This window comes from Olleya sp. Hel_I_94, assembly GCF_007827365.1.
In the GTDB taxonomy this organism is placed as follows: domain Bacteria; phylum Bacteroidota; class Bacteroidia; order Flavobacteriales; family Flavobacteriaceae; genus Olleya.
Genome location: NZ_VISI01000002.1, coordinates 119,262 through 134,182 on the forward strand (window position 1 = coordinate 119,262; position 14,921 = coordinate 134,182).

Below are 14,921 nucleotides of genomic sequence, written 5' to 3' on the forward strand. Positions count from 1 at the left end.
TATGAAAACAATTTTGATAGTAGATGATGTTTTTGAAAATCTATATTTATTAAGGGTAATTCTTATACAAGCAGGATATAATGTGGTAGAAGCTAATGACGGTAAAGAAGCATTAGATAAATTAACCGAAAATAGGGTAGACTTAATAATTTCGGACATATTAATGCCAGTAATGGATGGCTATATGTTTTGTCAAGCTTGCAAAAAAGATGAAAAATTAAAAGATATCCCGTTTGTATTTTATACCTCTACTTATACTGAAAAGGTAGATGAAGACTTTGCATTAAAATTAGGTGCAGCACGCTTTTTAAGAAAACCAACAGATCCAGATCACATAATAGCTTTAATAAAAAGACTTCTGGATACGTCAAACCCAAAAAATAAAGCAAAAAATAATACCGAGTTTACAGAAGAAGAAGTTTTAAAACTATATAGCAAACGACTAATAAGTAAATTAGAACAAAAAAATTTAGAATTAGAAAAAGAAATAACTGAGCGTAGCAAAATAGAGTTAAAACTAACTAATGAAAACGCAATATTAGATTTAATAGCCAATAACACCTCAATTAAAAAGGTGTTTAATCACATTATACATAACTATCAATCCTTACGTCCAGAATTTTATTTATCCATTAGTTTACTTGAAGACGATAAGGAGCATTTAAGGCTAATTTCTGCACCAAACTTGCCAAAAGACTATTGTGCTGCGATTAAAAATTTAAAAATTGTCGAGAATATAGGATCTTGTGGTACGTCTGCATATTTAAAAAAACCAATCATCGTATCTGATATAAGTACAGATCCGCTTTGGGAAAATTATAGACATTTAGCAGTTAACCACGATTTAAAATCGTGTTGGTCAATTCCAATACTTTCTGAAAAAAATGAGGTTTTTGGTACCTTTGCAATTTATAGTAGCAGTGTAAAAACGCCGACTTTTGAAAACATAAGAGAATTAAACTCTGCAGTAAGCTTAGCAAAAATGGCTATCGTAAAGTTTAATATGGCTGAAGAAGTAAAGAAAAAAGAAGAGTCTTATGAGTCTTTAGTTGAGCAAGCTACAGATGCTATCCTGACCTACACTTATGATGGAGTCATTCATAACTTTAATAAAGCAACCTACACAACACTAGGATATACAAAAAAGGAGTTTTTAAAATTAAAAATTCAAGATTTTATAATTGGAGATGTTATTCAAAATGACGTAACCCGTGACGCTATACTCAAAGGTGAAGCTGTTGTCTTTGATAGACAACTAGTGTGTAAAGACCAAACAATAATAGACGTTGAGGTTTCGGCAAAACTTCAAAAGGATGGTAAAGTTCTAGCTATAATGCGTGATGTTTCAGAACGTAAAAAAGCAGAAGCTAAATTATTAGAAAGCGAATATAATTTAAGACAATCCCAAATAGTTGCAAATCTAGGATCATATGCTGTGGATCTAACAACAATGACTTGGGATTGTACTGAGTTGTTATATCAAATTTTAGGAATAGATGAATCCTTCGTTAGAACAATAGATAGTTGGGTTGATCTTATTCATACTGAAGACAAAATAAACGTTTTAAATTATTTTGATAGCTGTGTAAAAAACAATACACGATTTAATAAAGAGTATCGTGTTATTCAATATAATTCTAAAAAAGAAATTTGGGTACATGGTATAGGTGAATTGTTATTTGATGACAACTCTAACCCTATCAAAATGATAGGGACTATGCAAAATATTACAAATCGAAAAAAAGTAGAATTAAAACTTCAGAAAAATGAAAAATCATTACTAGAAGCTCAAAAAATAGCTAAAATAGGAAGTTACTTTCTAGATTTAGAAACCAGTTTAGCTCATGCCTCAATAACCTTTAAAGAGATTGCTGGTTTAGAGAAAAAAGATACTATTTCTCGAAAATTATGGAAAGATATCACACATCCAGAAGATGCCGAAATAAATAGTGCTGAGATTGAAAGATGTATAAGAACAGGACAAGAGTTTGATTTGGAATATAGGATTTATTCTAAAACCGATAATAAATTAAAATGGATACACGGTTTAGGAGAAGTATCTTATCAAAACGGTAAAGCAAAAAGCTTTTTTGGAACCATCCAAGATATAACAGAGCGTAAAACAGCTGAAATCAAAATTCAAGAAAGTGAACAATCACTATCAACCGCTCAAAAAATAGCTAAAATAGGAAGTTTTAACCTTGACCTAATAAACTTGATCGCTAAAACCTCGGATACTTTTAATGAAATAGTTGGATATGAAACGGATAAAAAAATATCATTTGATTTTTGGAAAAATATAGTGCATCCTGATGACAGAGCAATAATAAAAGACGCAGTAATAGAAAGTGAAAAATTAAATAAAAAGTTTGATTTAGAATATAGAATTATTAGTACTAAAACTAAACAAGTTAAGTGGATTCATGGTTTAGGAGAGGTCTTTTACGTGGATGATATTCCATCAAGCTTTGTTGGAACAATCCAAGATATAACCGACCGTAAAAAAGCAGAAATAGATTTAAAAATAGCAAACGATTTTACTGAAAGCCTTGTAATGTCAATGCAAGAAGGTCTACTAATGGTTAATCTTAATGGTACTATCATGAAGGTTAATGAGTCACTATGTGATTTATTAGGATATACCGAAGCGGAACTTCTTGGCATGGATTTACCTTACCCTTTCGCAAGGTCAGAGGATTATGAGCTTATGATGGAGATTAAAGATAAAGTAGCAAAAGGCGAAGCACCTTCATTTCAACTAGAATTTATTAGAAAAAATGGAACCAGATTTATAGCGTCGTTTTTAGCAGGTATTATTTATAATAACCAAAATGAAGTTATTGCAATATTTGCTACTATAAAAGACATCTCTGAAGAACTAAAAATAAAAGAAACTTTAAAACAAATCGCTTTAAAATCCACGCAGAAAAAAGATGTTATATTAAAATTAGCAAGTCTTATTGGCGAAGATTTAGAAGCATCCTTAAAAAAGATTGCTATTACATCTGCAGAAGCTTTGCAAGCAGATTTAGTAACCATTTGGAAGTATAAAACAGATAAAACAGAGTTAGTCAGTAAATTGTTTTACAATGCAGAAGATAAAATATTTGATAGTGAAGGTTTATTAATTAAAAAAGAAAGTTTCCCCAATTACTTTAAAGCTTTTGAAGACAAAACTAGTATTAATATTAGCAATGTAGGAGCTAATCCTATTACAAAAGCTTTTGCTAAACAATTTTTTGAGCCTCTTAATATTTCTTCAAGAATTGATGTTGTAATTTATGGTCGAAATGAACATTACGGTATTTTAAGTTTTGAAACTAAAGCCACTAATAGAACCTTTAATGCAGACGAAGAGAGTTTTGTAACGTCCATTGCTAGTATAATTTCTTTAATGGTAGAAAGTACGGAACGTAAAATTGCTGAAAATAAAATAGCTCTAGCCAATGAAAAACTATTAGAAGTTAATAAAGAGTTAAACGTTTTAAGAAACCAATTAGAGCAAGAAAACGTCTATTTACGTAACGAGCTTGACCTGGTTTTTAACTTTGAAGAGATGGTTTATGGTAGTGTAGAATTTAGTAATGTATTAAACGAAATAGAAAAAGTCGCGCCTACTAATGCTACAGTATTATTATTAGGAGAATCTGGTACAGGTAAAGAGTTGTTGGCTAGAGCTGTACACAATATAAGTAACAGAAACAGCAAGCCATTAATTAAAGTTAATTGTTCTGCAATACCACGAGAGTTAATTGAAAGCGAATTATTTGGTCACAAAAAAGGATCGTTTACAGGAGCTTTTAGTGACAAAATTGGTAAGTTTGAACTTGCGGATGGTGGTACATTATTTTTAGATGAAATTGGAGAACTACCATTAGACATGCAACCTAAAATTCTTAGATTTTTACAAGAAGGAGAAATTGAAGTCGTTGGTGGATTAGGATCTAAAAAATTAGATGTACGCGTTATTGCAGCAACCAATAGAAACTTATTGGCAGAGATAGAGAAAAAGCAATTTAGAGAAGATTTATACTTTAGATTAAATGTATTTCCAATTGCGGTTCCAGCCTTAAGAGATCGTAAGGATGATATTCCATTGTTAGTAGAGCATTTTGTAGATAAATTTGGTAAAACCTATGAAAAACAGATCAAATATATATCTGATGATGCGATGTCCCAACTTAAAGCTTACAATTGGCCTGGAAATATTAGAGAGCTTGAAAACTTAATTGAGCGCGCATTAATACTATCTAATAGCGATACTTTAATTATTCCTGGTTTTGAAACCACTAATCAAAAATCTAAGCAACGCATTAACAGTGTAGACCTAAATTTAGATACAGTCTTACGCAATCATATCTTACAAGTTTTAGAAGATTGTAAATGGAAAATTAGCGGATCTAACAGTGCTTCTGAAGCATTAGGATTAAAACCTAGCACATTACGCGATAAAATGAACAAATTAGGGATAGTTAAGCCTAATTAAGACTAACGGTATTCCGTGAGTTGTCTGTTTACACAAAAGTAATACACGGAATACCGACACTTTATTTATAAGTAATAAATTCTTAAAAAATTACAAAACACTGTAAATCAATGTTTTGTAATTTTTTTTTGCTCAAAAATTATTTCTGGCATCCGTATTGGTTTAAACTTTACAAATCAATAGTTATGGAGGACGATAAATTAATTGAAAATTTCAAGTTTTGGGTAGATCATGATGTGATCTATTGCCAAATTTTGAGTGATTTAACTGATTTAGATGATAATAAAATAAAAGATATCGAGCACATTTTTTTAAATAAAATATTTATGCTATCTAAAGATGTGCACATGCCAATTTTAATTGACCTAAAAGAGTTAAATTTTTCTAACGCTATTAAGGTATTTACGTTTTTATCTAAAAATACATTAATTAAATCATTAGTGTTGTCTAAAACATTTTTAGTTAACTCCTATAAACTAAAAATGCTATTAAACATTCAAAGTTTTATTTGTAATCCTTCACTTCCTGATGTGATTTTTAAATGTAATAAGTCGGCAATACAATATTGCATAGAGGATAACCGAACGTATAACTCATTAAACTAAAAAAAACATGAAAAACATCCAAACAGTAGGACATGCAAAATTTTGGAAAGATGATAATAATATTATAAATCTTAAATTTAATAGTATTGAGGACTATTACATTTTTGATTTAACTGCAGCAAAAAAATATGTAAGCGTAATAATGGACTTGTGTAACGGTAGACCAATGTCTTTTATAATAGACTTAAGAGGGTTTCATGGTACATTCTCTACAGAGGCTGCAAACTTTATAGCTAAATCTAGTGACTTAATTAAATTAAGAATATCTGAAGCATTTATATTAAATTCAATAGGAACCAAATTATTAATAGCGTCTTATAAAAGAATATACGATCCCTTAACACCACATATAACGTGCAATGATATTGAGACAGCAAAGCAATATTCTATTGAAAATATTGAATTATACGATAAAGATAGCTGATGTAAAACAAACTAATAATAACTAACTATTTTTTACTAATCCCTTAATAATCCCCAAACCTACTACCTATGAGAAAAAAATATGTTCTATCTCATTGTCTAATTATTTTTAACCTACTATGTGTTTATTCGCAAATTGTAAACGAGGGTGTTTTGCAAATTTCGAATGCAACAGATGTGTATTTTGAAAATGAATACACAAACAAAGTTAGTGCTACGCTAAGTACTAACGGTAACCTATACCTAAACAATAGTTTTATAAATAATGGAGTAACAACGTCCAATTCAGGGACAACCTATTTTAAAAGCAATACAAACCCATTATTAAGTATTTCTGGATCTTCAAATACAATCAACTTTAATAATCTAGAAGTAGATATTACAGCTGCAAATACTAAAGGATTGTCTGTTTCGGATGGATTTTTATTAAACATTTCTAATGGACTAAATTTGGTAAATGGAGATGTAAGACTAAATGGAGAGTCTCAATTAATACAATCCCACGTTGGATTAGACGCTAATGCAGTTTCCTCAGGAAAAATATTAGTGGATCAACAAGGGTATGCTTCGGCTTACAAATATAATTATTGGACGTCACCTATTAACAATGGCGCAACGTTTTCATTATTATCAGGTATGTATGATGGTACAGATGCTAGCATTAATCCTTTTGCACCTTCACAAATAGCATTTATTTCTGGTTCTCCTTATAACGGTTTACCTGCAATCACTAATTTTTCAGGAGAAGTAACAACTCCATTATCCATAAGTACAATGTGGTTATACAAGTACATACAAGGATCTGGATCTTATTATGACTGGGTAGCGTTAGATCAAAACAGTGCATTAAATCCAGGAGAGGGTTTCTCCATGAAAGGTTCTGGAGCTTCAGGAGCTGATCAAAATTACGTGTTTTATGGTGCGCCTAATAATGGAGAGTATACATTTTCTATTAATGCAGGAGAGGAATCTTTAGTAGGTAATCCATATCCATCTGCTTTAGATACTAATAAGTTTATTTTGGATAACGCTACGGTATTTGATGCATTATATTTTTGGGTTGATGGTGGATCAACATCACATATCTTATCTAATTATTTAGGTGGTTATGCTATTAGAAATTTAACAGGAGGAACTCCACCTTCAGTGTTTTCTACTTTAATTGGAGGATTGGGTTCTGCAGGAAGTATTACTGTGCCAAAAAGATATGCGCCAATTGGTCAAGGCTTTTTTATTAAAGCATATGCGTCAGGATCCATAGTGTTTAATAACTCTCAAAGGGACTTTAAAAAAGAGTCAGAAGGAGAGGCTATTTTTTATAGAAATCAAAATGATCAAACAGAAAATCAAGATCAATTTATACGATTAGGTTATGAAGATCCAGAAGGGTTTCATAGGCAATTACTTCTAGGTTTTTTACCAGATTCTACTGCAGATGTAAATTATAATCCAGGTTATGATGCATTACTTAAAATATGCAGAGATGATGAAATGTTTTTTGTAATTGAACAAGATTTAGATAAAAAATATGCAATTCAAGGGGTTGATGCTTTTAACGATACTATGGAGTTTCCTTTAGGCATATTAATATCAGAAACAGGATTACATCAAATAATGATTGATGAGGTTGAAAATTTTCAACACACGATTTACTTAAAAGATAATATTCTAAATACAACACATAATTTATCTGATGCTAATTTTAATGTAAACCTGCCTATTGGTAATCACTTAGACAGATACTCTTTAGTATTTGTGCCTCAAAACTCATTATCAACAACGGATCAGACGTTGTCTAATCTTACGGTGTTTTATGATGGAAACAAAAATGTAGTAGTTAATAATAAGGATAGAATGCAACTTAAAAACATAACGATATACAATGTTTTGGGGCAAGAAATTTTAAGGTTAAATGATAATATAAATAATTCTAACAGAGTGCAAATTCCTTTTAATCAAAGCCAAGGAATATATTTTGTAAAGGTTGTAACAACAACAGGTGAATTAACTCAAAAAATAATAAACTACTAATTATGAGTATATTAAAACTAAAAATCAGTATAGCGCTAATAGTAGTTTTTATTAGTGTAAATTTTCAGGCAGTAGCTCAAGTTGGGATAGGAACATTATCTCCAGATACATCTGCTATGTTAGAGGTAAACTCAACAGAAAAAGGGATGTTAGCACCAAGAATGACCTCTGCGCAACGTATAGCAATTTCTAATCCAGCAGAAGGATTGTTAGTGTTTGATACAGATATTAATGTGTTTTACTTTTATGATGGCAATGTTTGGACAGCTTTAAAAGCAGAAATCAAACGAAGTAACTATAAGTTAGTTAAAGACATTTCAGACTTAGCAGATGAATTAGTCTCAGGTGGAGGATCAAAATATGTATTAAACGAAAATTACTTGTACGAAATAAACGGAAATATCAACTTTGATTTTCCAGTCGATTTAAATGGTGCTTACGTTAGCGGTCGTGATACAGGTGAAGATGCCTTAGTAAATAATTCTGGAGCAACTTTTTTTAGTGGCTCAAAAGGAGGGCATTTTAAAGATATTGTCATTCGTGGTAATAACCAGCAAGTCTTTAATATTTCAGGATCTGGAACTGAAAATCTAATTGCCTATAGCTTAGTAATAGTAGGTGCTTCTTCTGTCGGAACATTTAATAATTTAAATACTTTTTATTTTGAAGTTTTACAAGTATTAGGGACTGGAGACGGTATATCAGCTTCAAATATTTCTAATTATTATATGGATAAAGTCTTTTGGACAGACGGAAATAGTGGTACATTTTTGAAGTTTTCAGGTATATTTAGTAACTTACAGATAGCCAATGGTCGCGTAGTTGTAGATTCTGGTGAAACAGGAATAGATGTAAGCAGTAACCCAACTATTAATATTTCTGCATCTATTGCACAAGTAAGTTTTACAGGAGGTGGTAGTAGGTTAAAAGGCTACACAGAAAATACGTACGCAGGCTACAAATTTAATAGCAATTGGGATGTAGACGCAACAGGTTTACAGTTAGAAACGGATGATGCCTCAATTGGAGATATACATTTAGAATCTCCTATTGGTAGTGGTTTTCAAACAGATTTTACATCAATAGGATCTGGAGTACCAACAAAATTAGAAGGCTTATCTTATTCTAATAACTTATTTAGATTTAGTGCACCAATCAACAATAGATTGGTTTATGATGGAGTAAAAACTAGAAGTTTTCAGATTTCTAGTAGCATTTCCTTCCAAGGTGATAATAACAGTTCCATCTATATTTTTTACATAGCAAAAAACGGAGTTGTTCAAAACGATTCAAAAGTATACAGACAAGTAGGTAGCAATAACGATGTAGGAGCTGTATCTGTTGTTGGGTCTGTAAAGTTAGATCAAGGCGATTATATAGAGGTCTGGGCCGAACGTTATTCTGGTGCAGGAAGTCTACTGTTAGTCTCTTTAAATTTAATAATTAAATAGTCCAACGCGCTATAAATTCAATAATAAAATCGATTTCATAAAATTTTAAAAACTTTAAATTATGGATATTTCAAAACTAAAATTAATAACACTTACACTAGCAATATTTGCAGGTGTATCAAGTGTAGCTATTGCCCAAGTTGGTATTGGTACTGTAAATCCAGAAGTATCTTCAATGTTAGATATATCATCCACAGATAAAGGGATGTTAGCACCAAGAATGACATCTGTGCAACGTATAGCAATTTCTAGTCCAGCTAATGGATTACTAGTGTATGATACAACCGAAAATGCTTTTTATTTCTACAAATCTAGCGTTTGGTCTAAAATAGATTCAGCAAAACGTAGCATGCATAAATTAATTCAATCTGAAGCAGATTTAGCAGCAGAGCTGATAGCAGGAGGAGGATCGACTTATCTTTTATCTTCAGATACTATGTACGAAATTAATGGTACAATTGCATTATTGCACCCAATTGATTTAAATAACGCGTATATCGTTGGGTTTGATACAAACGAAGATGTATTATCTAAAGCTGGAGGAACAATGTTTGTTGGATCTACAGGAGGAAGTATTAAAGGGATTTCTTTGACAGCTCCAAGTGGTACTATTTTTGCATTATCCGGAGCAAATACACAAAATTTAATTTTTAGGGATGCTGTTGTATATGGTTCTGGATCTATTGGTACTGTTAGTGGTTTTGGATTAGCGTTTGTAAGTATTGTTCAGTTTGTTGGAAACGGAGCAGGTATCATATACAATAATATTACCAACTTATTATTAAGTAATATGGGATGGTTGTCTTCAAATTCCGGTACTTATGAAACATTTACAGGGACCTTTAATATTATTCAAAAACAAGGTGGTTTTTCAGAGGTTAATGGCTCTGCTATAGGGATTGATGTTTCTAGCAATCCTGCGGTAAGTAATGGTGTTTTAACAGGAGTTAGTTTTAGTGGTACAAGTACTCAATATATTAAGCGTTATGGTACTGGATCGTATGCAGGATTTAATTTTAATAATGCATGGACAGTTGATTGTCCTGGTATACCAGTGGAGTCAGATCAAGTAGCAACAGGTAACATTTATTATGATGGTACAATAACAACAGGATTTGTACAAAATATTACAGATAATAATCCCTTAAATTTGACAGGTAATTCAGGATCAAATTCGACAACAGCAGTAAATTTATTAAGGATGAGTTCTAGTACGGATAACAGGCTAACGTACTTAGGGAAAAAGACTAGAACTTTTCAGATTAGTGCCTCGTTGTCTGTTAGAGGTAATACAACTACCGGGAATTTTTATGGTTTTTTTATTAGAAAAAATGGGGTAACGGTAACTGGAACTACCTTAGTAGAAACTAACTCTTTAATGCGTGTAAATAATACTTCAGACATTAACAGTTTGTCTATTTCTGGAACAGTAGAGCTGGCTCCAAACGATTATATTGAGATTTGGGGACAACGACTTACAAGTTCTGGTACAACCTCGATAACAGTATTTTCTTTAAACCTTAATATCAAGTAATTTATTAATAGTAGTTTTTTAGTTAAGTTAGTAAGGCCTTCTGTTAGTTTTAACAGAAGGTTTTATGTTATTTGTAAATATAATAACCAGTAATTTTAAGTCTAATATCACTTAAGTAGTTGGTTTAAAAATTATTTTTTAATTAAATAATCAGGATAATTAATCCAAAAAAATATTGGCTTATCTTGCAGCGTTTTATTTGTAGTTAATACAAGTAATATAAAAAGTTATAAAAATGAATAATAATCGTAATAACGAGGATAAAGTCGCTCAAATTAATAAAGTAATAGATCATTACTTTGCGACTAATACAGATAAAGATTGGATACCTGCAAAAGATATCATGTCTGATTTAATTAATGCAGGTGTTTTTGTAAAAGATCAAAAAAAGGGATTACCACTTAGAAAAATCCTGAGAGTATTAGATAAAGAGGACAACCTAAAAGCAATACCAAGGGTACATCCAGAACGTGCCGAAGCAGCTACCTATTGGTACTTTTTAAGAGAAGGTGCTACATTTCCTGAAAACGAAAATATTAGTACAGTTTCAAAAAAAGATATGGCTAAAGCTAAACGCGAAAGTACAGACGAGTTTTACATAATTAATTTATGTGATGAGGTTTTAAAGGAAGAAGCTTCACGCAAGCATACATTTGCTTGGTTGTTTGGAGATATGCATAAAAAAGGTAAAACAAGAACATTGTTACCTGTAGCTGCGTTTTATAAAGACGCTAATTTAGTAATTGAATTCGCTGAAAAGAAAAATAAAACCGAAGCGCAATTAGAAAAATTAGAAGCGTTAACCACAAGTGGTATCACTAGAGGTCAACAAATAGAAAAGTACAATCACAGAAGAAAAGAAATGATTTCTAAAAAGGATATCAATTTAGTGACCATGGACTACACTTTATTTGAAACGGATAACAAAGGAAAATTAAAACGCAATACTACAGAGGATGTCGCATTACTTAAAAAAATCCTGAAAAATTATATTCAGTAAAAGCGGTTTTAAATAATACATTTAAAAAGGTCTAATCTAATACTTATAGGTTAGACCTTTTTTGTTTTCTGTTATTAATAGTTTTAATTCAAATCAAGTTTAAAAGTTAAAGTAGTATGTTAAATAAACAGTTTATTATATTTTTAGATGGTTGTTGTAATAAATCAAAATTCACTACAAAATGTCAAATAGTATAATTGAGATTAAACGAATAAAGCAATATGCTAATAAAGCTAGAGCAATCGAAATTTATATAAATAACAAAAAAACAGATACTATTAGAGATGGAGAAACCAAATCTTTTCAAGTGGATCCTATTCAAAACGAAGTGTATGCAAAAATTGATTGGTGCAAAACAAAACCACTTAAAATTAACACAAAAGAAAACGCTATATCAAAACTAGAATTAGGCTCAAATCTAACTGGCTTTAAATTATTGTTTGCTTTTTATTACGTGATTTTTAAAACGTCAGAATATCTATATTTAAAAAAAATATAAGTTGATACTCAAAACGTAAATTAAATAATTGCTTTAAAATTAATGTCAATGAATACCACTGAAAAAGCATTAAAAGAACGTATTAAGGAGTTAACTTGTCTTTATGAGGTATCTTCAATAATAGGAAACGCAAACGAAGAGCTAATCGAGGATACTTTGCAAGCCATAGTGTTTAGCATCAAAAAAGGATTTCAGTATCCTAAAAAAACAAATATTCAGATTCACACTGAAAATAATAGCATTTCAACCGCTAATGCTATAAAAAGTACCATTAGTATTCAATCTAAAATAAAATTATTTAATGAAGAAAAAGGGCAGTTAATAGCCTATTTAAATCAAGAAAAGTATTCTCAAAAGGATTTCTTAAACGAAGAGCAATTACTGTTAGATAATATAGCTTTAAAAATAGGAAGTTTTCTAGAACGTATCGAAATTCAGAAAAACGAAACATCCTTGAAACGTCAGATGGAACATGCCGACCGTTTAAGTATTTTAGGCGAAATAACTGCTGGAATAGCGCACGAGTTAAATACACCTTTGGCTAATATTTTAGGCTTTGCAGAGCTGCTAAAAGAGGATTTTAAAACAGATAAAAATGCCTCTTTGGATTTAGATAAGATTATTAAAAACGCCATATTTTCTAGAGAAGTAGTTAAAAAATTAATGTTTTTTGCTTGCGAAATGCCTCAGGAAATGAAAGAAGTAAATTTGGTGCCTAATATTAAAAGTGCCATAAATTTATTAGATGCCACTTTTAGAAAAGAAGAAGTCAAATATATTGTTAAAATAGAAGAAGAAAACTTGTTACTGCGTGCAGATCCAATACAATTAACCCAAATTATTTTTAATCTTCTAATTAATGCTATTTATTTTTCACCAAAACAAGGGTTGGTCACTATTGAGGCTAAAACCAGTAAAAAAGCAATTGTTTTAAAAATTAAAGATGAAGGTAAAGGGGTTAATCAAGCAGATTTAGATAAAATTTTTCAACCCTTTTTTACTACCAAACCTATAGGTGACGGTTCTGGATTAGGATTAAGTGTCGTCCATGGTATTGTGGCATCGCATAAAGGAACTATTACTGCAAAAAATAATAAAAATAAAGGCGTTACCTTTACCATAACACTCCCAAAATAATATTTTCTAATGCAATTACGTAAAGAAAACATACTTATAGTTGACGACGATATTAATATCCTTGAGCTATTACAGCGTCATTTACAATCTTGGAATTATCATGTGTTTAAAGCGCTTTCTGTTAAAGAAGCGGTTAGTATTTTAAGGGATTCGACTATAGATTTATTAATAACCGATTTAAAAATGCCGGAATTGGATGGCTCAGAGCTTATTAAATTTGTGTCAGAGCATTATCCTAAATTGCCTAAATTAGTGGTTACAGGTTATCCATCGGTTCAAGATTCGTTGGCTGCCATAAAATCAGGTGTAGTAGATTATTTAACCAAACCATTTACTAAAGACGAGCTTAAAATGGCGTTGGACAAATATTTGGTAAATGCAGATAATCTAGCGCAATCATCTAAAAATTTAGTAATTAATAATAATAAGCCTTACGGCGAAATTATAGGTCATTCCGACAAAATTAATGCTGTAATTCAAGTTATTGAACGTGTTAAAAATAACAAAGCAACAGTTTTTATTAAAGGTGAAAGCGGTACAGGTAAGGAGCTTGTCGCACGTGCCATCCATTACCAAGGTAAGTTTTCTAAAGCGCCTTTTGTTGCAGTAAATTGTGGTGGAATACCAGAAAACTTACTTGAAGCAGAGCTATTTGGATATTTAAAAGGTGCGTTTACAGGAGCAGAAACTAATCGCGAAGGTTTTTTTCAAGCTGCAAATGGTGGTACTATTTTTCTAGACGAAATTGGTAACGCATCACTAACTGTGCAATCTAGATTACTACGTGTTTTACAAGAAAAAGAAGTGGTAAAAGTAGGATCTACAAAAGCTGAGAAAGTAGATTTACGAATAATTGCGGCAACCAATAGTGACTTACGCGACATGATTCAAAAACAAACTTTTAGGGAAGATTTGTATTATAGATTAACAGTGGTAGAGATAGATGTGGTTCCTTTAAGACAGCGCAAAGACGATATTAAATTATTGGTTGATAAGTTTTTATTTAAATATGGCGTCGAGTATAAAGATGGCTATGTAAAAATAACTCCAGATGCTTTAAAAATATTAGAGCGCTACGATTGGCCAGGAAATATTAGAGAACTTGAAAACATCATACAACGTGCAGTGATATTAAGTGATAAAACCGTTGACGTTAGTCATTTACCAGAGCATTTAAAGTATACAATACAACACACTTCGGACACATTACAACCTTTAAAAGTTATTGAAAAGCAATACATAGAAAAAGTATTAAAAGCTACTGGAAACAATAAAACCAAAGCTGCCAAAATTCTTCAAATAGACAGAAAAACAATTCGTCAAAAATTATCTGAATAAGCTATTTAAAACTGGTGCGTTTTTACCCAGTTGGGTAATTATGTACCACTCGATATTTTGTATTTTATACTATATTATTCTATAAACCCTTTATTTTAAAGGGTTTTTTGCATTTGTAGCAGTGTGTGCATTTCCTTTGGCACAAGCATTGCAAATTGGAGTATAATCGATTATAAATTTTACACCTATGAGTCATTTTAATATTTGCCCAGATTGTATCCATCGCAATTCTTGCGTATTGACAACCCAAAAAGATACCGTTTGGTCTTGTAGCGAGTTTGATGCCTTTAAACCAAACCAACCAACTTTACAACAAGTAAAACAACCAGATCAAGAGTTAGTTTTAGTTTAATCATTTAATAATAAAAGCTATGTTTTTTAACACAATAGTTTCAGTATTTGGCAGTAAAAATTCTT

The 14,921-nt window shown here is 31.0% G+C and carries 11 protein-coding genes; all 11 read left to right on the forward strand.

Annotation, left to right across the window (positions count from 1 at the left end; translation table 11 throughout):
• Position 1: 1 nt before the first annotated feature.
• The 11 genes from JM82_RS16505 to JM82_RS16310 all read left to right on the forward strand — a co-directional run bounded on the left by JM82_RS16505 (position 2) and on the right by JM82_RS16310 (position 14,856).
• Positions 2 to 4,486, forward strand: a complete 4,485-nt coding sequence (locus JM82_RS16505) for a sigma 54-interacting transcriptional regulator (RefSeq protein ID WP_145001321.1) — start codon at positions 2 to 4, stop codon at positions 4,484 to 4,486.
• A gap of 185 nt (positions 4,487 to 4,671) precedes the next feature.
• Positions 4,672 to 5,091, forward strand: coding sequence for a hypothetical protein (locus tag JM82_RS03595; RefSeq protein WP_145001323.1), 420 nt, complete (start codon positions 4,672 to 4,674; stop codon positions 5,089 to 5,091).
• Positions 5,092 to 5,098: 7 nt separating this feature from the next.
• Positions 5,099 to 5,515 carry a hypothetical protein gene (locus tag JM82_RS03600; protein WP_145001325.1) on the forward strand — a complete coding sequence of 139 codons (417 nt, stop codon included), beginning with the start codon at positions 5,099 to 5,101 and terminating at the stop codon, positions 5,513 to 5,515.
• 152 nt (positions 5,516 to 5,667) lie between these two features.
• Positions 5,668 to 7,545 (forward strand): T9SS type A sorting domain-containing protein, encoded by a 1,878-nt coding sequence (locus tag JM82_RS03605; protein WP_261375287.1) that lies wholly within the window; start codon positions 5,668 to 5,670, stop codon positions 7,543 to 7,545.
• Positions 7,546 to 7,547: 2 nt separating this feature from the next.
• Positions 7,548 to 8,996 (forward strand): cell wall anchor protein, encoded by a 1,449-nt coding sequence (locus tag JM82_RS03610; RefSeq protein WP_145001328.1) that lies wholly within the window; start codon positions 7,548 to 7,550, stop codon positions 8,994 to 8,996.
• 61 nt (positions 8,997 to 9,057) lie between these two features.
• Complete coding sequence (locus JM82_RS03615; RefSeq protein WP_145001330.1) at positions 9,058 to 10,530, forward strand: hypothetical protein; 1,473 nt, start codon at positions 9,058 to 9,060, stop codon at positions 10,528 to 10,530.
• Between the two features lie 235 nt (positions 10,531 to 10,765).
• Positions 10,766 to 11,530: a hypothetical protein gene (locus tag JM82_RS03620; RefSeq protein ID WP_145001332.1), complete on the forward strand. Its 765-nt coding sequence runs from the start codon at positions 10,766 to 10,768 to the stop codon at positions 11,528 to 11,530.
• 181 nt (positions 11,531 to 11,711) lie between these two features.
• The gene (locus tag JM82_RS03625; protein ID WP_145001334.1) at positions 11,712 to 12,029 is read left to right on the forward strand and encodes a hypothetical protein; all 318 of its coding nucleotides are present in this window, start codon (positions 11,712 to 11,714) and stop codon (positions 12,027 to 12,029) included.
• 48 nt (positions 12,030 to 12,077) lie between these two features.
• Positions 12,078 to 13,166, forward strand: a complete 1,089-nt coding sequence (locus JM82_RS03630) for a sensor histidine kinase (RefSeq protein ID WP_145001336.1) — start codon at positions 12,078 to 12,080, stop codon at positions 13,164 to 13,166.
• A gap of 9 nt (positions 13,167 to 13,175) precedes the next feature.
• Entirely contained in the window at positions 13,176 to 14,504 is a 1,329-nt protein-coding gene (locus tag JM82_RS03635) for a sigma-54-dependent transcriptional regulator (protein WP_145001338.1), read from the forward strand.
• 187 nt (positions 14,505 to 14,691) lie between these two features.
• Complete coding sequence (locus JM82_RS16310) at positions 14,692 to 14,856, forward strand: hypothetical protein (RefSeq protein ID WP_186439174.1); 165 nt, start codon at positions 14,692 to 14,694, stop codon at positions 14,854 to 14,856.
• Positions 14,857 to 14,921: the final 65 nt, after the last annotated feature.

Excerpts from the sequence above, each read along its gene's own strand:
- JM82_RS16505 (WP_145001321.1), top strand. The coding sequence starts at position 2 with ATGAAAACAATTTTGATAGTAGATGATGTTTTTGAAAATCTATATTTA.
- JM82_RS03610 (WP_145001328.1), top strand. The coding sequence starts at position 7,548 with ATGAGTATATTAAAACTAAAAATCAGTATAGCGCTAATAGTAGTTTTT.
- JM82_RS03600 (WP_145001325.1), top strand. The coding sequence starts at position 5,099 with ATGAAAAACATCCAAACAGTAGGACATGCAAAATTTTGGAAAGATGAT.
- JM82_RS03615 (WP_145001330.1), top strand. The coding sequence starts at position 9,058 with ATGGATATTTCAAAACTAAAATTAATAACACTTACACTAGCAATATTT.
- JM82_RS03620 (WP_145001332.1), top strand. The coding sequence starts at position 10,766 with ATGAATAATAATCGTAATAACGAGGATAAAGTCGCTCAAATTAATAAA.
- JM82_RS03625 (WP_145001334.1), top strand. The coding sequence starts at position 11,712 with ATGTCAAATAGTATAATTGAGATTAAACGAATAAAGCAATATGCTAAT.
- JM82_RS03595 (WP_145001323.1), top strand. The coding sequence starts at position 4,672 with ATGGAGGACGATAAATTAATTGAAAATTTCAAGTTTTGGGTAGATCAT.
- JM82_RS03630 (WP_145001336.1), top strand. The coding sequence starts at position 12,078 with ATGAATACCACTGAAAAAGCATTAAAAGAACGTATTAAGGAGTTAACT.
- JM82_RS16310 (WP_186439174.1), top strand. The coding sequence starts at position 14,692 with ATGAGTCATTTTAATATTTGCCCAGATTGTATCCATCGCAATTCTTGC.
- JM82_RS03635 (WP_145001338.1), top strand. The coding sequence starts at position 13,176 with ATGCAATTACGTAAAGAAAACATACTTATAGTTGACGACGATATTAAT.